The organism is Virgibacillus sp. LDC-1 (genome assembly GCF_030137545.1).
GTDB lineage: Bacteria > Bacillota > Bacilli > Bacillales > Amphibacillaceae > LDC-1.
Map to the genome: position 1 here is coordinate 1 of NZ_JARUVL010000008.1, position 19392 is coordinate 19392.

The window sequence follows — 19392 nt, forward strand, 5'->3', positions numbered from 1 at the left end:
AAGTGGCCATATCCAGAACTGGGCAATGGTTATGAACCAACTTCTTCTTCAAGATGAACTAAAAGATAGAGTGTTAAAGTATCTTGAGTAAATTAGAACTTACACACTTTATTTGACAAGCCCACTATTTACGAAGTCAATTATAGAAACTAAAAAGGAACAAGTTGTTGCTAACTTGTTCCTAAACTAACTTATCTAGCCATTCATTCTTCTTTACTATTTCCACCCTGTTCTCAACATCGCTATATTTACCAAACTTAATCTGTTTTAGACTTCGCATTTAATCTATCTTTAATACTTACAATATTATTCTTTTGAGGCTCAATCTCTGTTTCAAGATAACCTTTTTCTAATCCCAGCAATTCTTCAACTTCCTCACGAAACAAACTAAGTCCATAATGCTTAGATAGTTTGTACATAAATTCATCACCAGTAATATAGTTATTTTCAATTAACAATTCTACGGCTTGCTTCATAGAAACAGGCTCTCTTATATCTTTAATATCATCAAGCGGTTCCTTAGTTCTCCAGCCTTTCTGACTTATAGATCTTTGCATGTATTGATATGTTCCATCTGAAATAGCACCTAATTTATAGGCCCGCATGACCATCGCTCCGATGGATACGCACCATTTCTTTTTTAGAGTTTTATAGTAAATCAAATCGTTTGAGTGAATGGATACATCCCTATAAAAACTCTCTCTTGGTAACAGAAATGCTGCTGCAAAATCATTTGCTTCTTGTTCAATCTGTTTAAATTCATCTTTAGTTAAATCATCAAGGTTTAGGTATGGGTCATGTAAGACTTTATGCCCTAATTCGTGTGCAACATCAAATTGACGCCTATAAAATGATCTCTTATTGTTCCCTAATACGATTGAATAATAGTGCTTTCCATTTACTTCTTGTTGCGAACCAAAGGCATCAATTGATTTCCTTTCTAGGTTTAGTGAAGATATTACAAAACCCTTTGTTTCGAGTAAATAGACTATATCCTTAATAGGTTTGTCACTTAGACCCCAGTAGTCCCTTAAGCGTTCTGCAACATCCTCCACATTTTCTATATCTCGTTCAGAGAAATCGGGCACATCTAATTCTGGAAAGTCAACATACTCTTCTAGTAAGGCTCTAATAATAGTTAAATACTTCACACGATCATACTGCATTTCCCTTTCTTTTTTACCTGTTGTTAAAAGTGAACGAAAGTAAGTATTTCCAGTCCTTACCTCAATTGGGTTTTCATAAAAATATTCTTTAGGGAAGTTTAATAATTTACTTATTTGTAAAAGTGCTTCGAACGTAGGTACGGCCCTATTATTTTCATATTTTGAAATCATTTGTTTACTTATATCTAATTCTTTTGCAAGGTCCGTTATTGTTAAACCTCTATATATTCTTCCCTCTCTTATTCTTGAACCATTAAATTGTCTTTCTAACACTTAGATTCCTCCTTATATGAGGACTAATTAACTATGATCTTCCTCTTTTAAATCTTTCTTTTCTTCTTTTTTTGTAGGTATTTTTTTATCAAAATAATGCTTCCTATCTTTAACTTCCTGTTTAATCTTAGGTATTACCACGGTATCATTATTATCTATTGTATCTTCCTCTAGTACAAATAAATTACTGTATTCATCTTTAGGAACGTACATAGACCAGTCTTGAGTATCTAATAATTCAAAATAACGATTAAACAACTTGGCTTCAACACCTACTATTTTCTTTTCCTCTTCCTTTGCAACTACGAACACAACATCATTGACTAAAGGATAATCTTCTCCAAGTATTTTTTGCGCCTCTCTCAATCTTCTATTTTCATACTCTTCAGTTAGAGTTGGAAATAGCGAGATTTGTTGATAGTCAAGGTCAATTGGACCACTACTTAATGAGACAAAGGCGTGAAAGTAGTGTATGTTTTTTCTCCCAAGTTTTTTTATGACTATATCTAGGTTCTTCTCTTTCGAAAATACATATAAAATCCCTGTGCCCGGATCCAATACACAAATAAATGTCCAAATTCCTCTTCTTTTGGTTAAAACTATCAAACCATTTTCAAGTGCAACTTGTTTAATGCGCCTAAATCTAATATCCCAGACTCCACCATTTTTAAAGTTTCCTGTTTCTAAACCATATTCTTGTTTAATTTCTTCTACTACGTCATTTGTTGTTCCCGCGAATGCTTTTACCAAACTTTCAATAGTTTCATCGTTTAAACCCGATATGATTTTCACATTCTTCCCCCTTTTAATCAATGTATTTTATCTAATAATACTACATAAAGCAATAAAAAGTAAACCATTTGTATTATTTTGTAACTTTATATTTACCAAATGTTTGTTCCATGGTAAAATTATCCTAAATAAGAAACTTTAAAGGAGGAATTTAGTTGGGTATTGAAATTGAATTTATTCCTGTAGGAGAAAACACTAAAAATGGTGATGCAATTGTAGTAAGATACGGAGAAGAGGGCAACTACAAGATTATGGTAGTTGATGGTGGTACAAAAGATTCCGGTAATAAGATTGTAGAGCACATACAAAAATATTATGAAACTATTTTTGTGGATTATGTTATTAATACCCACCCAGATAGTGACCATGCCTCTGGTTTAATTACAGTAATTGAGGAATTGGACGTTGGAGAATTATGGATGCATCTTCCATGGGAACATTCTTCAAAAATAAGAGACCTCTTTAAAGACGGTAGAATTACTGATAATAGTTTATCCGAAAAAATAAAGGCCTCACTCAATAAAGCACATCAATTATATGAGGTTGCTTGTGAAAAAGAAATCCCTGTCTACGAGCCGTTTGAAGGAGCCGTTATTGGGGAATTTAAAGTACTTTCTCCTTTCGAAGATTGGTATATTAACTATTTATTACCCGACTTTCCAAATTTGCCTGAAAGAAAAGAGCAGAATGTTGTTACGAAAGCATTTTCAGAGGCTTATGCCAAACTTTTAGAATGGATTGATGAAACATGGGATAAAGAAACTTTAAGCGAGAATTATGATTCTACCGGCCCAAGAAATGAAAGCAGCGTTGTCTTATATGCTAATATAGATGACTATAAAGTATTACTTACTGGTGATGCCGGTAAACAAGCACTTCATAATAGCGCTGACTATGCTGAATCATTAGGCATAGATTTAAAGGAATGTAATTTTGTACAAATGCCTCATCATGGTAGCAGACGAAATGTTTCACCAAGTGTTCTTGATAGAATTATTGGTGAAAAGGTACCTGAAGGTACTAAACCAACTACTACTACTTTTGTTTCAGTTTCTAAAAAGACTGAGGATCATCCAAAAAAAGTTGTAGTCAATGCCTTTATAAGAAGAGGGGCAAAAGTATGTGAAACAAGAGGGGCAACAATTAGACACCACAAAAACATGCCAGCAAGAACCGGTTGGACTCCTGTTACTCCACTTTCATTCAGTCCTGATGTTGAAAAATAAAAATTCAGAGGAGAGAAAAATGAATCTAGATGTTGTGCTTAACACGTATGAAAGAAGGGCCAGATATCTACCAGCAGTTTTGACAATTTCCCCGATTATTATTTGGTTGTACCTTTGGTTTCCTGATATACGATCACTCGAAGGGGCTTTAATTAGTTTAATTGTTGGTTTAGGAATATCAATCCCACTATCAATACTAGCAAGAACTTTAGGTAAAAAAAAACAAGATAAATTACTAGTTAAATGGGGGGCTCTTCCTGCTACTTTAATCTTAAGGAATAACGATAAGTATTTAAATAAAGAAACCAAAAATCGTTATCATCAGAGATTAAAATTATTAACTGGCATCGATCTTCCAACACACGAAAAGGAATTAGAGGATCCGGTAGATGCCCAACAAAAATTTGACTCCTGCATTGATTACCTGAGGCAAAGAACTAGAGACAAGGTTAAATATTCTTTAATTTTTAATGAAAATGTGTCTTATGGTCAGGCTAGAAATTTACTAGGTTTAAAACCTATAGGAATATTAATATGTACAATTTTAATAGCAATTCAATTCTTTACTATTTATAAAAATTATGGAGTTGGATTGAATATTTCCGCAGTTCCAATTTTGGAAGTAATTTCAGTAGTTATAAACTTATTGTTCTTATCGTTTTGGATTTTCTTCGTTAGTACCAAACAAGTTTTTACTGCTGGAGTAAATTACGGAAAGGCATTGTTAGAGTCCTGCGAGCATATTAAGTAATCTAGATGATGAATAAGTGCATACAGAAAAGAGAGAATGTATCCTGTTTATATTCTCTCTTTTCACTACGAATTTTAAAGGATAACCCCAAAACCTTATTAAATTAACCTGTCTAGCAGACCTTTATCCAGTTTTAATTCTACTCTCTGTTTTACCACTATTTATGATACGGTTCCCCCCTATTAATCCGAAACGCTCGATAAACCTGCTCTAGCAAAACTAGGCGCATAAGCTGATGCGGGAACGTCATTTTCGAAAATGACAACCCGTAATTACTTCTTGCTTGTACGTCCTCACTAAGTCCAAGTGAGCCGCCAATAATAAATGCGATTTTGCTTTTGCCGTATGTAGCCAGTTCATCGATTTTTGCTGCGAGCTGTTCGGATGTGACCATTTTTCCGTTGATTTCAAGTGTGATTACATACGTGTCCTGCTGGATATGCGTTAAGATGCGTTCGCCTTCTTTGCGCTTCACCTCTGCTTCTTCCGCTGCGCTCATGCTTTCGGGAGCTTTTTCATCGGCGACCTCGATAATATCGACCTTGGCATAGGCTCCGAGCCGCTTCATATATTCTTGAATGCCTTGTTTTAAATATTTTTCTTTTAGCTTACCAACTGTGATTAAGCTTATTTTCATAGGGGTTTCGTCCTTTTTCTTAAATATATCCTTATTCTACCAGATAGGGGCTTTTAATATAAGCCACTCTCCTTACTCTCACTCCGTTTATCCCTTTCCCATCTCTTCTTTCCACCGCTTTCCCAGTCAATCCACTATCCCATTCCCTTTCACATACACCACACTGAATCCAAACCCATATAAAAAAACGATGCTCTCACCCATGTGAAAGCACCGCTATGAAAACCCTATCGTACAACTCCCTCAATCCTAATCCTCAAGCTCATACTTCGCTAATGCGGTTGCGATTTTATCTTGAATTTGCGTCATTGAGCCTTTTATATAATTGTTCATCATGATTGAGAAGATGAGCTTTTCGCCATCCTTTGATGTGACATAGCCGGATAAGGTGTTCACTCCTGTAAGTGAACCGGTTTTTGCTTTTACATTTCCTTTAGCTGGAGCTTCTGTCATGCGATAGCGCAATGTACCACCAACCATACGCTCAGGGTTTCCGGCAACTGGAAGAACCGACTCAAATAGTGGATACCAGTCTTCCGCTTGAATTTCATACAATAGCTTGGATAGCTCATTCGCGGGAATAAGATTTTTATGGGACATGCCTGCTCCATCACGAAGGAGTATCGTATCCATGTTTAGTCCATAGGAGGCAAGTGTATCCTCCATCACCTGGATGCCTTTTTCCCAGCTGCCTTCTCCATGCACAGCTTTGCCCATTGTTTTCGCAAGCACCTCTCCGTGACCGTTGTTGCTTAGCTTCATAAATGGAACGAGTAGCTCTTCTAAAGGCATCGATTGTTGCTTTGCTAGTAATGTAGCGTCCTCTGGTGTGACGCCTACCGTAGCTTTACTTTTGCCGATAAACTGAATTCCTTCCTTTTCCAATGACTTACGGAAAACATCCATCGCATAGCCTGTCGGTTCCCATATAGAACGCCAGACACGCGAGCGGCTCGCATCAACAGGAATGGTGCCGGTAATGATGATCTCGTTGGAGCCGTGCGCTCGTTCAATAGAAATCGATCGGGAACCATTTTTTTCGACGGTTTCGGCTTTATTCTTAATCGTTACATAGTCTGTTTCTGGTGTGAGTTTTACGACTGGTTTATCGCCTGCTTTCTTTCCTGGATGAACGTCAATGATGACTGTTCCTGCATCATAATCATCGTTCGGGGAAAGGGTCAAGGCAGATATTTGTGCTGCTGTATAATATGGTTCATCATCCCAATTTAAATCGGTGGATAGGCGCACGGCATCAAACCAGCTATCATCACCAATGAGATTTCCTTTTATTTTATCAATTCCCCTTTCCTTTAGCTCTTGTGCGAAGGCATCGAGATCCTCCTTCATTAAGGTTGGATCACCTTTTCCTTTTAAATAGAGATTCCCTTGCAAAACCTTTCCATTTAAATTGCCATCAGTCCATACTTCCGTAGCAAAGCGGTAGTCTGCACCAAGGGTACGTAAGGCCGATACCCCAGTTAGGATCTTCTGGTTGGATGCTGGATGCACGCGAATATCGCCATCATGGGAATAGAGTAATGTTCCGTCTGCTGCTTTTCGAATACTGACACCTGTGATCGCACCATCTAGTCGGGCATCGTCAAGAATGGCATCGATTTGCGCTTTTAATCCTTCCGCTTCATTTGTTACCTGTTCAGCTGGGGTCTTAGAGACAGTCTTATTGCTTTCATTGGATGCAGCCACATATGAGGAGAGGTCGTTGATTGTAAATGGCATCCAGACAAGCATGGCAAACATTGCAACGAGTAAAGCTGTTTTTCGCATACGCTTTGCAGTCATTGGCATGTCCACATCCTTTTTTAAAATTTTCATATTGTTCCGTAAATTATACCATCTACCGAACAAATTGTAAGCGTTATCACATTAAAACCGTTCTATTCACCTATCTAACATTCTTGAAAACCAGTTATTTCCTACTTTTAGCTTATGCGAAAACTTTAGCAACCATACGAGGAAATCAGCCATGACCTTTTCCACGAAAAAAGACCTCCAGCCTGATTCAGGTGACTAGAGATCTCAAATGCATTATATAAATAATTGTAAAATATAAAAGAACAATCCGCCAAGCAGGGCAGAAATCGGTAATGTAATGACCCAGGTAATGAGCATGCGTTGAGCAACACCCCAGTTTACCCCTTTAACACGGTGTGAGGCGCCAACTCCGAGAATGGAGGAGGAAATAACATGGGTAGTCGATACAGGTAAATGAATCAACGTTGCACCGAAAATAACAGCTGCACCCGTTAAATCGGCAGCAACGCCGTTTACGGGACGGATTTTCATGATTTTTCCGCCAACGGTTTTAATGATTCGCCAGCCGCCAACAGATGTTCCTAGTGCCATTGCGGTAGCACAGGCAACCTGCACCCAAAAGGGAACTTCTGTTGTTGTATGCAATCCTCCGACGATCAGGGCCATCGTAATAATCCCCATCGATTTTTGCGCGTCATTTGTTCCATGGGAATAAGCTTGTACGGCTGCTGTTGCTATTTGCATCATGCGAAACCGTTTATTTGTTTTTGCTAGGTTGGCATTTTTAAAAATAACTTTAATGATAGCATAAACGATAAAACCAATCGCAAACGCAATAATCGGTGACAATAACAATCCTTTTAAAATCGAAACAAAGCCACCAAAACGGATCGCTTGAAATCCGGCAGATGCAATGACCGCACCTGTAATCGCACCAATGATTGCATGGGAGGAGCTACTCGGAATGCCATAATACCAGGTGACTAAATTCCAAATAATCGCAGCGATTAAAGCGGCTAAAATGACCGTTGTTCCATTGTTTAAATCAAATGGATCAGCAATCCCGCTCGTAATCGTTTGGGCAACACCTGTAAAGGTTAGTGCACCAACAAAATTCATGACTGCCGCCAGGATAATGGCTCGTCTTGGTGTTAGAGCCTTTGTCGATACGGACGTTGCAATCGCATTTGCCGTATCATGGAAGCCATTAATAAAGTCAAAAATAAGCGCAAAAATGACGATTAAGATAATAACAAACATTAGTCCATCCATCATCGATTCCTCACTACGCGTTTTTCATCATGATACTTTGAAGGGTGCTTGCGACATCCTGGCAGTAGTCGGCAATTTCCTCCAGCGTTTCATAAATTTCTTTATATTTTATCACCGTAATAGCGTCTTTTTCTGTTTGGAAAAGGTGCTTTAACGATTGGCGGTATAAATCATCACACTTGCTTTCATGATCTTTTATAAGAATGGCATGTGGCTCTACTTCCTTTAGCTTGCCATTTGCCAGCAACTGAATCGCTGTAAGCATTTCCTTGGAGCATTTATGGATATAATCTGTGAACTGATCAATGTAGCTGTCTGACGATAAAATCTGGTACGTATCCATCAAGGCAGTGAATTCCTCCATGCCGTCTATAATATCATCCAAATTCATCGTTAGCTGGAGAATATCTTCACGCTCAATTGGCGTAATGAAGGCGTCGTTTAAGTCTTTGATAATGCGATGTACCTTGTCATCTGCTTCGGTTTCAAACTGCTTAATCTGTTCAGCGAATTCACTTAAGCTTTGAGCATCCTTTACTTTGAAGCGAACGAAGTAATCGACTGTTTTAACAAGCTGTTCCGTTAAATCAACTAAATAAAGCAAAAATTTATCCGGCTTTTTCTTGTACATGTGTAACCCTCCAGTTGTATGATGCGTAACCCATTTCACTCGGTAATTATATACCTTTTGTGAATAAGTGCACATATAAAACGTGACGTTTTTATTAACTTTCTGGTTGTAAGCGAATTCAATTAGAAATACCTTTATATACGCTTCCCAAAAGCAACGATGTTTATGAAAAAGAGGGATAAAATCTGCACTACAATGATGATGGAATGTACTTTAACAAGTCCATTTCTTTTGCAGGTATACACTTACGAATAACCGCTTCTTTGCTTGTTTCTATGGTACACTTAAACAAAATGACAACGCACCGCAGCTAAAGGGGGATAACATATGATTCCATCGTTTTATTATGAGGTAGATGAAGAGATTACATTACGACTATTGACTGCGAAGGATGCACCTGCCTTATTTGCCATTACCGATCGTTCGCGCCATTATTTAAAAGAGTGGCTGCCATGGCTTGATCAAACAACAGAGGTAGCTGATTCCAAGCAATTTATCGAAAATTCCTTTCATCTGTTTGCCGAACGTACCGGACTTACAGCAGGTATTTTTTATCAAGAGGAGCTTGTCGGCGTAGTAGGCTATAACAGCTTTGATTGGCGTAATCAGATTGGATATATTGGCTACTGGTTGGCCGTCGATTATCAAGGAAAAGGAATTATGAGCCGGGCGGTAAGTGCCATGATAAACTACGGATTTCATGTACTGCAGCTTAACCGGATAGATATTCGTGCCGCATACGAAAACAAAAAAAGCAGAGCAATCGCGGAACGACTTGGCTTTACAAAAGAAGGGCAAATTCGGCAGGCGGAATGGCTATATGATCATTATGTTGACCATATCGTATATGGCATGCTTGCACAGGATTGGGGGCAATCTTCGTGAAGTTTTACATCGCTTCAACCTTCGCTAATAAAGCTGCCGTTCAGACACTCCGAGATGGGCTCGTTCGACTAGGCTTTACACATACATATGATTGGACACAAAACGAGCGTGCTCTAGATGCAGAAGCATTAGCTGCGATTGGCGCTTTAGAAAGAAAGGCAGTAAGTGCGTGTGAGGTTTTCTTCATGCTGCTTCCTGCTGGAAAAGGAAGTCATATTGAATTCGGCATGGCGCTTGCTCAGAAAAAGCGCATCATCCTATACGCCGCAGAACCAATTGATCCAGCAACAGCTCCAACCTTTTATTTCGATAAGGATGTGGAGCATGTATATGGCAGCTTGGATGCGTGTTATAGACAACTAGAGAAAAGAGAGGGAAACCTATGTCATTAAAAGAACAATTGCGCACCTTGTCTTCGATGGAAAAAGAAGGTTTCGCATCGGTTGATCTTGATGCATTACTAGCGAACATGGTGAGGGAAATTGGTTCACCTGATGCAGAGCTTCGGGATGGGCTAATTTATCCGCTCTTTTGCAAGCTTATTCTTGACGATTTCCTTTCTACTGCGCAAATGCAGGAGCTACTTCTTGTTTGTCTGGATGAAGACCATTTATTTTACCGAATTGGTGAGCGGGATACCGATAGTGTGTTTACCCGTTCCTTTTCTGCATTAGTAATTACCGTACTTTTACATAAGGATAAAAACACGCGATTCTTACCTGAGGAAGTTGCATTAACCGCGATCAAGCAAAGTGTGACCTATTTAGAGCAAGAAGTAGATACACGTGGATTTGTTCCTAAAAAAGGCTGGGCACATAGTATTGCCCATGGAGCAGATTATTTAGATGAAGCAATTCGTCATCCACTTTTCCCGCTAGAGCAGGCTGATCAATTTCTACAAGCAATTACGACCTGCTTGTTTAAGGATGGGGTGTATACGGATGAAGAGGATGAGCGGCTGTTATTTGCCGTCGATGCCTGTGTGGACAAACAAGTTGCAGAGGCAACCATGATGCATTGGATAACCACGCTTTGCGCCAAGACAGATGCCTTACTTGCTGAAGCTACGGATAATTATCACACACGTATCAACATATTTTCCTTTTTAAAATCTCTCTATTTTCGTTTAACCTATCTGGATGCATTACCTGCAGGGCGAAAGTTGATTATGACCAATATGCAACGCTGGCATCGTGGACAGCAATAAAAGATAGATATGCGATTTTAAACAAACGACGCCCCCATGCACAAGCTCGTTGCATAGGGGCGATAATATTACTTCAAAATGCCGTTAAAGATTTCTCCATTACGAAGATCAATCACTTTATGTCTGTTTGTTTCTTTTACAAAGATGCTTTTATAGCGTGGTTGTCCATTATCGTCTAAAGCGAGTAATACGCGCTTTGAATCATTGTCCTCGACAAGCACAAGCTCATCTTCGTCTACGTCAATAACATCGTCTAAATTATCATACTCTAGGAACGCATCGAAATCGATTTCTGCTTCGTTTTCTTCTTCTCCTTGATCATCATCTGCTTCATCGTCTATATCATCATCCGTACCGATGACACCTTCAAAAATCAATCCACCACCGTTAAGGTCAACAATCTTATGCATGTTTGTTTCTTTTACGAAAATACTTTTAAAGACGCTGCTTCCATTGTCATCCTTTAATACGATGATCCGTTTATTCGCATTATCTTCAACGACCGTTCCATGATAGTCATCGACATCTACATGCTCATCTAAGTTATCGTATTCTGGATAATCATCTAAATCTACTGCTTCTGTTTGTTCTGTACTTTCTTGCTTATCATCTGTTGCTTCTGCTTGATCATTGCCAAGAATCCCTTGGAAAAGAAGGCCTTCTTGAAAATCAATGATTTTATGTCTGTTCGTCTCTTTCACAAAAATACTTTTTACTTGTACCTGATTATTTTTCTTTAAAACGATCACACGCTTATACGCATTGTCCTCGACAACATATGCTTCATAGTCCGAAACATCCACATGTGCTTCTAAGCTAGCATATTCTATAAATGCTTGGATATCCTCTGCTTCTGCTCCAGCCAATTGTGAGATATTAACCTTTGCTTCATTTTCGGGTGCTTGATCATTTTGGAATGCATGTACACTTCCAGCACCACCCGCTAGCACTAGCGCCCCTACGGTTGTTAATACAAATGTTTTCATGTGAATCTCTCCTTTTCTATGTGATTAATTTCAGAATAAAGGAAAGATATAACAGGACAATGAGAAAAATATTAAAATTTGCTAAGAATCTAAGAAGTGCTTTTTAAGAAATTGATCTATTATTCTTATTTCCCGGGAAATATCGACACGTTTTGCGTTTGCACCTCTCCACCGATATTTTGTTTAATTGCCTATTTACTAGCTTCATGGTGGCTAGTCACCAAATTGTTGGAAGTGTTCCTTTCTTCTTCCATTTGAGCAAGCAACGTTGTCAGTACATATGGCGGCTCGCTTTCTCCAAACTAGCAACGTCTATTCTGTTTCTTTACCCTCCTTAATCTCTAAAACTAGCAATTGAAAAGGTCCCTTAAAATACGTACACTTTAGATGGAAACGTCGCTTCCACAACGATTTCAATGAATAGGTAATAGATTATACATCGATAAAGGAGCTGACATCTTGGATTATGTAAAACCGAAAGACGCAATCCATGACATTTCACTTGCTGGTGCAACAAAAGCAGCACTTCCTTCAAGTCATATCTTTTTAAAAGCCATGCTTGCTGGCGCATTTTTAGGCTATGCAACAACACTAGCGCTTACCGCTTCGACCCAAACTGGAATGGACATCGTTGGAGCAGCAATTTTTCCTGCTGGCTTCGTAATGGTCTTATTATTAAATTTAGAACTGGTCACCGGATCGTTTGCCATGCTGCCGATTGCCGTTTTACGAAAGAAAACGACGATAAAACCGGTGCTCCGAAATTTTGCGTGGGCTTTTTTCGGAAATTTGGCGGGAAGTATTTTTTATGCGGTTTTATTTGCTATTTTCATAACGAAGCTTGGACATGTCCAGGATTCGCTCTTAATTGATAAAATTATTGCTGTTGCGGAAGGAAAAACATTAGCATATCAGGCCATCGGAACAGATGGGATGGTTGTTGTATTTGTGAAAGCCCTGCTTTGTAACTGGATGGTAACCTTAGGTGCAGTAATGGCCTTTACCTCGCGTTCAACCATTGGAAAAATTGCTGCCATGTGGCTGCCGATTTTTATATTTTTCGCACAAGGCTTTGAGCACGCTGTCGTAAATATGTTTGTTATTCCCGTTGCGATGATGATTGGTGCTGATATTTCCTTTAGTGATTGGTGGCTATGGAATCAAATCCCGGTCACAATCGGAAATTTCATTAGTGGCTTCTTATTTACTGGATTGGTGCTGCACATTATCACGAAGGAAAAAGCATCCCTTTCTATTGTGAATGACAAAAAACGTGCATAAACTTCCTTCTGACCCATTAGATATACGCTATAATGAAAGAACAGAATATCGGTGGGATAATGCCAGAGGGGGAGGATAATGATGCTACAGCCTTTATTTACGTATAATTGGCAGGTGCGCGAAGAATGGTATGCGCTGTTAGCACAGCTACCTGAACAGGAGCTATTCAAAAAAAGAACAGGTGGGGTTGGTACGATTATGCATACGCTTATCCATATAAGTGATGTGGAATATAGCTGGGTACGTGCCATCCAAGGAAAGGAAGATATTCCTTTAAAGCAGGAGCAATATACTAGCTTACAGGAGGTCAAACAGCTAGCTAAACATTATCGGGAACAGGTGGAAGCATTTCTATTCTCTGATGAATTCGCTGCTATTAATCAGCCTATTTATGCTAGCTGGCTGGATGACAGCTTTTCCAAGGAAGAAATCCTACACCATATTATTGCCCATGAAATTCATCATATTGGGCAATTATCCGTCTGGGCACGAGAGCTAGGAATAAAACCGGTATCCGCTAATTTTATATACCGCAACATCCTCTAAAAAGAAGAAAACCATTCCTTTGCTGCCTCCCATAGAAAAAGGCGATAAGACAAAAGAATGTTTTAAAAATAAAGCTGAACGAATAATTGATGAATGTACTTTTAATTTAACATTTAATATAAATAAATTTATCGAGCAGTTGAAATGGGTGAGACTCCCACGGGAACAGCGCGAGCCGAAAATCCACTCGGAAAAGTGTACTTCTTTTCCGAGTTAGTTGAGGCCGTGCCCGGGGAAAGCGAACCCATTTTCAATCTGCGATGATGCTCACAACTTCTTTGCCATGATTCCGGCTACATCATTTGTACATGATGCAAATGAGCAAATATTCCATTCCTCTTTAATAAATCCGCATGATTTCCTTCTTCTTCAATACCATTTTTCGTCACAACCATAATGCGATCCGCATTTTTAATGGTTGCTAACCGGTGGGCAACAACAATCGTAGTCCGATCCTTAGAAAGCTCTGTCAATGCTTGCTGAATTTGCATTTCTGTTTCTGTATCCAGGGCAGAGGTTGCCTCATCTAAAATAAGGATTGGTGGATTTTTTAAAAACATACGTGCAATTGCAATGCGTTGTTTTTGCCCGCCCGAAAGCTTTAATCCTCGCTCCCCAACCTGTGTTTCATAACCATCAGGAAGCACTTGAATAAATTCCTCTAAATGCGCCTGTTTCGCCGCTTGCTTAATTTCTGCATCTGTTGCATCAAGCTTTCCATAGGCAATGTTTTCTCTTAGTGTTCCAGTAAATAAAAATACATCCTGCTGGACAATACCGATTTGCTTGCGTAGCGAATCCTTCGTCATATCGCGTATGTCGATGCCATCAATCGTAATTTGACCACTATCGACATCGTAAAAGCGTGGAATTAAAGCAGAAATTGTTGTTTTACCCGCACCAGACGGACCAACTAATGCTACCGTTTCTCCTGCTTGAATATGGAAGCTCATCGCCTTTAATACCGGACCCTGTGTTTTTTCATAGCCAAAGGTAACTTTATGAAAGGAAATATGGCCTTGGAGCGTGTCCACCTTTTGAGCATGCTTTCGATCGACCACATCTGGTGCGATATCAAGCAGCTCCGTGAATCGGCGAAAGCCAGCCATTCCTTTTGGATAAAGCTCTAGGAGTGCACTTATTTTTTCGATTGGTTTAAATAATACGTTCGTAAACAAGACAAAGCTAACAAGCTCGCCGTACGTTAATTGATCATGGAACGTTAACCAAGCTCCATAGACGAGTACAACTAGTACCATAAGGCGCATCATCATATAAATATTCGAGCTAACAAAGGCCATGACACGATATGCGCTTACCTTCGCTTTACGGAAATTATAATTATCCTTTGTAAAACGTTTCATTTCAAAGGCTTCATTTGTAAACGATTGAACAACGCGCACCCCAGACACGGCGTCCTCAACGCGTCCATTCACTTCCGCAATTTCCTCATACATAGATTTCCACGCCTTGTTCATCTTGATATTGCTATAGGAAATTAAGGCAATTAAAATCGGCACGATAACTAAGATGATCAGCGATAGCTGGAAATTAATATTGAACATGAGTAAAAAGGCTCCGACAAACGTCATAATCGCAATAAAAAAGTCTTCAGGTCCGTGATGGGCAAGCTCGCCAATATCGAATAAGTCATTTGTGATTCGGCTCATAATGTGACCGGTTTTTGTATTATCGAAGAAACGGAACGACTGCTTTTGTACATGCTGGAAGAGCTCTTGGCGCATATCGGTTTCAATGTTCACACCGAGCTTATGTCCTAAATAGGTAACAACGTATTGCAGCACCGTGCTTACTAAATAGACAAATAGTAACAGTACACTAACTAAAATAATTAAATTCCAGTCATTTCCCGGCAGGAGCTTGTCGATAAATCGTTGCACGGCAACGGGAAAGGCGAGCTCTAGTAAGGCGACAATAACAGCGCTTGTAAAGTCTATGATAAAAAGACGCCGATGCGGCTTGTAATAAGAGAAAAAACGTTTGATCATTGCTGCACTTCCTTCTGTGTTCATTCATTATTGCTATTTTAGCTATACTCTCCATTTTTGGAAAGTATAAAGAAAATTATAAGTGTGAAAAGAAGGATTAGCAATAAAATCGCCTAGCGCTCTTTTGAACGCTTTTTTATTTGGTGTTAATCATCTACCGTAGCTTCAAATAATTTGAATGCAGCCTTTATAGACAAACTTCATAAAGAACTCCCTTCATCCTTTTGCAACCGTACATTTATTCATTTAATAAAGCAGCTTGTCAAGATTGTCCATAACGCGGCATACAATAGAAAAAACAAGGATGGGAGGAATGAAATGAATATCCACATATCGATGTATCGTTGGATTGGCTATGCTGTTGGCTATGTTTTTATAACGTCCGGTGTTATGAAATTACTTGCAGCCGATTTTAAAGGTATATTTAGTAGCTTAGCTATTCCTTTTCCAGTCGAAAGCTTATTTATACTTGCCTTAATTGAAATTGCCTGTGGAGCGCTCATTGTGAGTAACCTTTATGTAAAGCAAGCTAGTATTCCGCTTATTTTCGTTATACTTGGTGCGTTATATATAACGAAGCTACCGCTTCTCCTTGAAAAAGGCATTGTTTCATTTGCGTTCGAAGCACGGCTAGACATCGTCATGCTGATGTTGCTCCTTGTGCTTTGGCGCAATTCTCCTGGACGTATATAAAGTTTTTCTCATCATTTTGATACGAGGTAATGATTTCAGTTATGCACAAAGTTATCCACATATGCACAAATGTTCGCTGTTATTTTGTGTTCGAACATACGTTTGATACTAAATATAGATTTTGCTCTTTTTTTATCCCCATATTGTGCATAAGTAGCCCAAAAATGTGGATAAAGCTGTTAGAATGGTCAAATTCCTTTATCTTCATCCACAAAAAAGCCACCGTTTCCGAAGAAATGGTGGCTCATTGTTATTCTTGTCTTCCTAATGTTAAGCTTGTTGTCTTTTTCTTGCCATCTCGATAATACGTCACATCAACTTTGTCGCCGACCTTTTTCTCATGGTATAAGATTTTACGAAGGTCAATCATATTCATTATTTGCTTCCCGTCTAGCTCGGTAATAACATCTAAACGCTGAAGTCCTGCTTGATCTGCTGGCGAAAGTCGTTCAATACTCCAAATATAAACGCCACCTTCTACCTCTTTCGGTAGTTTTAGTGTACTTTCCCATTCGTTTTGCGGTACTTCCTCTAAAGAATAAATCTCTACACCTAAGTATGGTCTCGTGACCTTTCCTGTTTTTTCAAGCTCATCAATAATTGGTCGAGCCGAATCAATTGGGATGGAGAAGCCGATTCCTTCCACTGCTGTTTGATTTATTTTCATCGAGTTAATCCCAATAAGCTGGCCTTGGATATTGATTAATGCACCACCACTATTCCCAGGATTAATCGCCGCATCTGTTTGAATAACCTCGGCTTGCCAATCGGCACGTCCATCCTGATTAAAATCCTGTGGGATCGTTCGCTGTGTTCCACTAATGATACCTTCTGTAACTGAGCCTGCAAACATATGTCCTAACGGATTTCCAATCGCAATAGCTGGCTCTCCTACCTTTACATTATCCGAGGATCCTAATTCAATTGCTTTTTCAATTTGTTTGCCATCCACGCGTAATACAGCTAAATCGGAAAATAAATCGCCACCTAAAAGCTCTGCCTTTAAGTTCGTATCGTCAAACAACACGATTTCTAGTTCATCTGCTCCTTCGATTACGTGGTAATTCGTAACGATATATGCTTTTCCATTATTTTTTTTGTAAATGACACCTGAACCTGTTCCCGCTTCCATTCCATCGCCTTGTTGCTCCCAGAAGTTGGACTGCCGTTGAATATTGGTAACCCCGACAACGGTAGGTGCTACTTCACCTACGACTTTTGTTATTTGCGTAGAAACGTCTACCTTTACAGTATTTTGGATGCCAGCATTATTCGACTCGCGATTGATTTCCGCTGTTTCCTGATTCGTATCAGAACGATTCATATCAAGCACTTCAGGGCGTGCAATTATAACGAGTAAAATACCAATAATGATACCTAAAAAGACTGGAGCAATCCAACCGCGTTTTTTCCGACGATGTGGATTGGGTGGATAATGATCGTCGTAATACCCCATTAAATCATCCCCTCAAAAATTTCTGTCACACGATCCATTCATCATGTAAATCTGTATATAGTATTACCCATAACCGATAAACTATAAAACATTATCCTACTTCATAAAGGGTTGTTGCTTGTTGTGGGTCTGTATCATGAAGCTCTATCTCAATTCCCCGCTCCTGAAGCACGTTATCGACGGACATCCGAGCTAAATCTTTCATATTATTATCTTGACTTAAATGGGCCAAATAAATACGCTTTGTACGATTAGATATAATATCAGATAGGGCAAGTCCGCAATCTTCGTTAGATACGTGGCCTGAGTCGCCTAAAATACGTCGTTTCACATTCCAAGGATAACGGCCCATTCGCAGCATTTCCACATCGTGATTTGCTTCAAAGATATAAGCGTCCGCATCGGAAACGGTTTTCTTAATCCGATCTGAAACATAGCCTAAATCAGTTACAATGGCCACCTTGCTGCCATTATGATGAAACACGTAAAACATCGGCTCTGCAGCATCATGGGAAACACCAAAGGATTCCACATCCATATCACCAAATGTTTTCACGGTTTCCATATCAAAGATAAACTTCTGATCTAGCGAAAGCTTGCCGATTGAATGCTCCATTGCTTTCCATGTCTTTTCATTCGCATAAATAGGTAGGTTATACTTGCGCGCGACAATGCCAAGCCCTTTAATATGGTCACTATGCTCATGGGTTACGAGGATACCGTTCAACTGAGACGGATCAACCTCTACTTGTGAAAACAAACGATCCATCTGTTTCCCGCTTAGTCCTGCATCAACGAGCAGCCTTGTCTTATTTGATTCGATATAAAATGCATTGCCGGAACTTCCGGATGCCAGTACACTAAATCGTAACGTCATTCTGTCTCACTCCGTCTAATACTTTCCAGTCTTGTTTCTAGCTGGGCTGTTACACTTTCTCTTACTTCCTTTTTATCTTCTTGAATCATGTGCACCTTCAACAAATTCGCTTGTAATGTTTCATCCAGAAACTCTACAACATTCCCTGCAGAAATATCCGCTTCGATGGCACTGACGAAATAACAATTGTCATCATTTACAACGATTCTCCAGCTCGGTAGAAATACTTGCACGCCATTAGGTAATGGAACGGTCGTATGAAAACCAAGATCAACCTTTGTTATTTCATCACCAGAGTATAATTGGTTATTATTATATAGCTTTTCAATTGCGGTGATTGGCATTATCGCTTTCTTTTTTTCTCCCGTTTCCACGGTATCTCCAAGCATTGCTTGTGTGTAAGAAACCATTTCATTGTTATTGTTTAAATAAATGAGTAATATGCCATTTTGGTTTAAGTAAACAGGACGATTGTTTTTCGTTTGATAGAAAAGCAATACATTCAACTCTTTGTTCCATTCTCCAAATACATACTCACTCGGATAAATAATGTTCCGCTTCACAACCTCGGTAATATTTTCCTCTGTAAATGGCTGTGGCATTGGAATCGGTTTTTTAAATGCCGCTACAATAAATTGATCTTTGATCACATCAACCGTTTGGTTTGGTAATTGTGCTAGATCTTTTTTATCCTTTTCCGAAAAGGTTTTCTGTTTTAAGGAAATGAATGCTTCATCTGGCTGTTCTTCAGGAAGCATACTGATTTTAATATTTTCTTCCTTTAACGTCTCATCAAATGTTGGATCCTGGAGCTTAATTAACGCTAAATCCGCTGCTTCTTGTTTATTCATATATTGCACAATTAAATAAATATCTAATACGAGAAAGCAGAGGATAAATAGTGTTTTTATTTGGTTCCATTGCATCC

19 protein-coding genes are annotated in these 19392 nt (G+C 39.0%); 8 read left to right on the plus strand and 11 right to left on the minus strand.

Annotated elements, in window-relative coordinates:
- Positions 1–257: 257 nt before the first annotated feature.
- Together QBK89_RS08505 and QBK89_RS08510 are read right to left on the minus strand one after the other, a co-directional pair.
- A complete protein-coding gene (locus QBK89_RS08505; RefSeq protein WP_284140619.1) occupies positions 258–1439 on the minus strand; it encodes a helix-turn-helix domain-containing protein in 1182 nt (393 codons plus the stop codon).
- A gap of 27 nt (positions 1440–1466) precedes the next feature.
- Positions 1467–2231: a DUF5986 family protein gene (locus QBK89_RS08510; RefSeq protein ID WP_284140620.1), complete on the minus strand. Its 765-nt coding sequence runs from the start codon at positions 2229–2231 to the stop codon at positions 1467–1469.
- A gap of 155 nt (positions 2232–2386) precedes the next feature.
- Between QBK89_RS08510 and QBK89_RS08515 the strand changes: the two genes are divergently transcribed.
- Together QBK89_RS08515 and QBK89_RS08520 are read left to right on the plus strand one after the other, a co-directional pair.
- A complete protein-coding gene (locus QBK89_RS08515; protein ID WP_284140621.1) occupies positions 2387–3457 on the plus strand; it encodes a ComEC/Rec2 family competence protein in 1071 nt (356 codons plus the stop codon).
- A gap of 19 nt (positions 3458–3476) precedes the next feature.
- Entirely contained in the window at positions 3477–4208 is a 732-nt protein-coding gene (locus QBK89_RS08520) for a hypothetical protein (protein WP_284140622.1), read from the plus strand.
- Positions 4209–4365: 157 nt separating this feature from the next.
- Here QBK89_RS08520 and rlmH read toward each other — a convergent pair whose 3' ends face one another.
- The 4 genes from rlmH to QBK89_RS08540 all read right to left on the minus strand — a co-directional run bounded on the left by rlmH (position 4366) and on the right by QBK89_RS08540 (position 8524).
- Positions 4366–4845, minus strand: coding sequence for a 23S rRNA (pseudouridine(1915)-N(3))-methyltransferase RlmH (gene rlmH / locus QBK89_RS08525; RefSeq protein ID WP_284140623.1), 480 nt, complete (start codon positions 4843–4845; stop codon positions 4366–4368).
- Between the two features lie 249 nt (positions 4846–5094).
- Positions 5095–6648, minus strand: a complete 1554-nt coding sequence (gene dacB, locus QBK89_RS08530; RefSeq protein ID WP_481937829.1) for a D-alanyl-D-alanine carboxypeptidase/D-alanyl-D-alanine endopeptidase — start codon at positions 6646–6648, stop codon at positions 5095–5097.
- 246 nt (positions 6649–6894) lie between these two features.
- Positions 6895–7893, minus strand: a complete 999-nt coding sequence (locus QBK89_RS08535; protein ID WP_284140745.1) for an inorganic phosphate transporter — start codon at positions 7891–7893, stop codon at positions 6895–6897.
- Between the two features lie 13 nt (positions 7894–7906).
- On the minus strand, positions 7907–8524 hold the full coding sequence (locus tag QBK89_RS08540) for a DUF47 domain-containing protein (protein ID WP_284140625.1): 618 nt from the start codon (positions 8522–8524) through the stop codon (positions 7907–7909).
- Positions 8525–8851: 327 nt separating this feature from the next.
- On the opposite strand from QBK89_RS08540, the gene QBK89_RS08545 reads away from it, so the two are divergent.
- From QBK89_RS08545 to QBK89_RS08555, 3 genes are read left to right on the plus strand one after another with little or no spacing between them, the layout of a single operon-like run.
- Positions 8852–9409: a GNAT family N-acetyltransferase gene (locus tag QBK89_RS08545; RefSeq protein WP_284140626.1), complete on the plus strand. Its 558-nt coding sequence runs from the start codon at positions 8852–8854 to the stop codon at positions 9407–9409.
- Positions 9406–9801, plus strand: coding sequence for a group-specific protein (locus tag QBK89_RS08550; RefSeq protein ID WP_284140627.1), 396 nt, complete (start codon positions 9406–9408; stop codon positions 9799–9801). Before QBK89_RS08545 ends, QBK89_RS08550 begins: the two co-directional genes overlap by 4 nt.
- Positions 9792–10616 carry a DUF2785 domain-containing protein gene (locus QBK89_RS08555; RefSeq protein WP_284140628.1) on the plus strand — a complete coding sequence of 275 codons (825 nt, stop codon included), beginning with the start codon at positions 9792–9794 and terminating at the stop codon, positions 10614–10616. The genes QBK89_RS08550 and QBK89_RS08555 overlap by 10 nt, the downstream gene beginning before the upstream one ends.
- A 68-nt stretch (positions 10617–10684) precedes the next feature.
- Here QBK89_RS08555 and QBK89_RS08560 read toward each other — a convergent pair whose 3' ends face one another.
- A complete protein-coding gene (locus QBK89_RS08560; protein WP_284140629.1) occupies positions 10685–11602 on the minus strand; it encodes a hypothetical protein in 918 nt (305 codons plus the stop codon).
- 459 nt (positions 11603–12061) lie between these two features.
- Between QBK89_RS08560 and QBK89_RS08565 the strand changes: the two genes are divergently transcribed.
- Together QBK89_RS08565 and QBK89_RS08570 are read left to right on the plus strand one after the other, a co-directional pair.
- Entirely contained in the window at positions 12062–12883 is an 822-nt protein-coding gene (locus QBK89_RS08565; RefSeq protein WP_284140630.1) for a formate/nitrite transporter family protein, read from the plus strand.
- Between the two features lie 78 nt (positions 12884–12961).
- A complete protein-coding gene (locus tag QBK89_RS08570) occupies positions 12962–13429 on the plus strand; it encodes a DinB family protein (protein ID WP_284140631.1) in 468 nt (155 codons plus the stop codon).
- Positions 13430–13722: 293 nt separating this feature from the next.
- On the opposite strand, the gene QBK89_RS08575 is transcribed toward QBK89_RS08570, so the two are convergent.
- A complete protein-coding gene (locus QBK89_RS08575) occupies positions 13723–15438 on the minus strand; it encodes an ABC transporter ATP-binding protein (RefSeq protein WP_284140632.1) in 1716 nt (571 codons plus the stop codon).
- A gap of 318 nt (positions 15439–15756) precedes the next feature.
- Between QBK89_RS08575 and QBK89_RS08580 the strand changes: the two genes are divergently transcribed.
- Positions 15757–16131 carry a DoxX family protein gene (locus QBK89_RS08580; RefSeq protein ID WP_284140633.1) on the plus strand — a complete coding sequence of 125 codons (375 nt, stop codon included), beginning with the start codon at positions 15757–15759 and terminating at the stop codon, positions 16129–16131.
- 250 nt (positions 16132–16381) lie between these two features.
- On the opposite strand, the gene QBK89_RS08585 is transcribed toward QBK89_RS08580, so the two are convergent.
- From QBK89_RS08585 to QBK89_RS08595, 3 genes are all read right to left on the minus strand, one after another.
- Complete coding sequence (locus tag QBK89_RS08585) at positions 16382–17587, minus strand: S1C family serine protease (RefSeq protein WP_284140634.1); 1206 nt, start codon at positions 17585–17587, stop codon at positions 16382–16384.
- A gap of 91 nt (positions 17588–17678) precedes the next feature.
- The gene (locus tag QBK89_RS08590; protein WP_284140635.1) at positions 17679–18464 is read right to left on the minus strand and encodes an MBL fold metallo-hydrolase; all 786 of its coding nucleotides are present in this window, start codon (positions 18462–18464) and stop codon (positions 17679–17681) included.
- A complete protein-coding gene (locus tag QBK89_RS08595; protein ID WP_284140636.1) occupies positions 18461–19390 on the minus strand; it encodes a two-component system regulatory protein YycI in 930 nt (309 codons plus the stop codon). The genes QBK89_RS08590 and QBK89_RS08595 overlap by 4 nt, the downstream gene beginning before the upstream one ends.
- Positions 19391–19392: the final 2 nt, after the last annotated feature.

What these genes read in the sequence shown, in the direction of transcription:
- QBK89_RS08520 (WP_284140622.1), top strand. Translation starts at nt 3,477, where the DNA reads ATGAATCTAGATGTTGTGCTTAACACGTATGAAAGAAGGGCCAGATAT.
- rlmH (WP_284140623.1), bottom strand. Translation starts at nt 4,845, where the DNA reads ATGAAAATAAGCTTAATCACAGTTGGTAAGCTAAAAGAAAAATATTTA.
- dacB (WP_481937829.1), bottom strand. Translation starts at nt 6,648, where the DNA reads ATGACTGCAAAGCGTATGCGAAAAACAGCTTTACTCGTTGCAATGTTT.
- QBK89_RS08535 (WP_284140745.1), bottom strand. Translation starts at nt 7,893, where the DNA reads ATGGATGGACTAATGTTTGTTATTATCTTAATCGTCATTTTTGCGCTT.
- QBK89_RS08540 (WP_284140625.1), bottom strand. Translation starts at nt 8,524, where the DNA reads ATGTACAAGAAAAAGCCGGATAAATTTTTGCTTTATTTAGTTGATTTA.
- QBK89_RS08545 (WP_284140626.1), top strand. Translation starts at nt 8,852, where the DNA reads ATGATTCCATCGTTTTATTATGAGGTAGATGAAGAGATTACATTACGA.
- QBK89_RS08555 (WP_284140628.1), top strand. Translation starts at nt 9,792, where the DNA reads ATGTCATTAAAAGAACAATTGCGCACCTTGTCTTCGATGGAAAAAGAA.
- QBK89_RS08560 (WP_284140629.1), bottom strand. Translation starts at nt 11,602, where the DNA reads ATGAAAACATTTGTATTAACAACCGTAGGGGCGCTAGTGCTAGCGGGT.
- QBK89_RS08570 (WP_284140631.1), top strand. Translation starts at nt 12,962, where the DNA reads ATGATGCTACAGCCTTTATTTACGTATAATTGGCAGGTGCGCGAAGAA.
- QBK89_RS08575 (WP_284140632.1), bottom strand. Translation starts at nt 15,438, where the DNA reads ATGATCAAACGTTTTTTCTCTTATTACAAGCCGCATCGGCGTCTTTTT.
- QBK89_RS08580 (WP_284140633.1), top strand. Translation starts at nt 15,757, where the DNA reads ATGAATATCCACATATCGATGTATCGTTGGATTGGCTATGCTGTTGGC.
- QBK89_RS08585 (WP_284140634.1), bottom strand. Translation starts at nt 17,587, where the DNA reads ATGGGGTATTACGACGATCATTATCCACCCAATCCACATCGTCGGAAA.
- QBK89_RS08590 (WP_284140635.1), bottom strand. Translation starts at nt 18,464, where the DNA reads ATGACGTTACGATTTAGTGTACTGGCATCCGGAAGTTCCGGCAATGCA.
- QBK89_RS08595 (WP_284140636.1), bottom strand. Translation starts at nt 19,390, where the DNA reads ATGCAATGGAACCAAATAAAAACACTATTTATCCTCTGCTTTCTCGTA.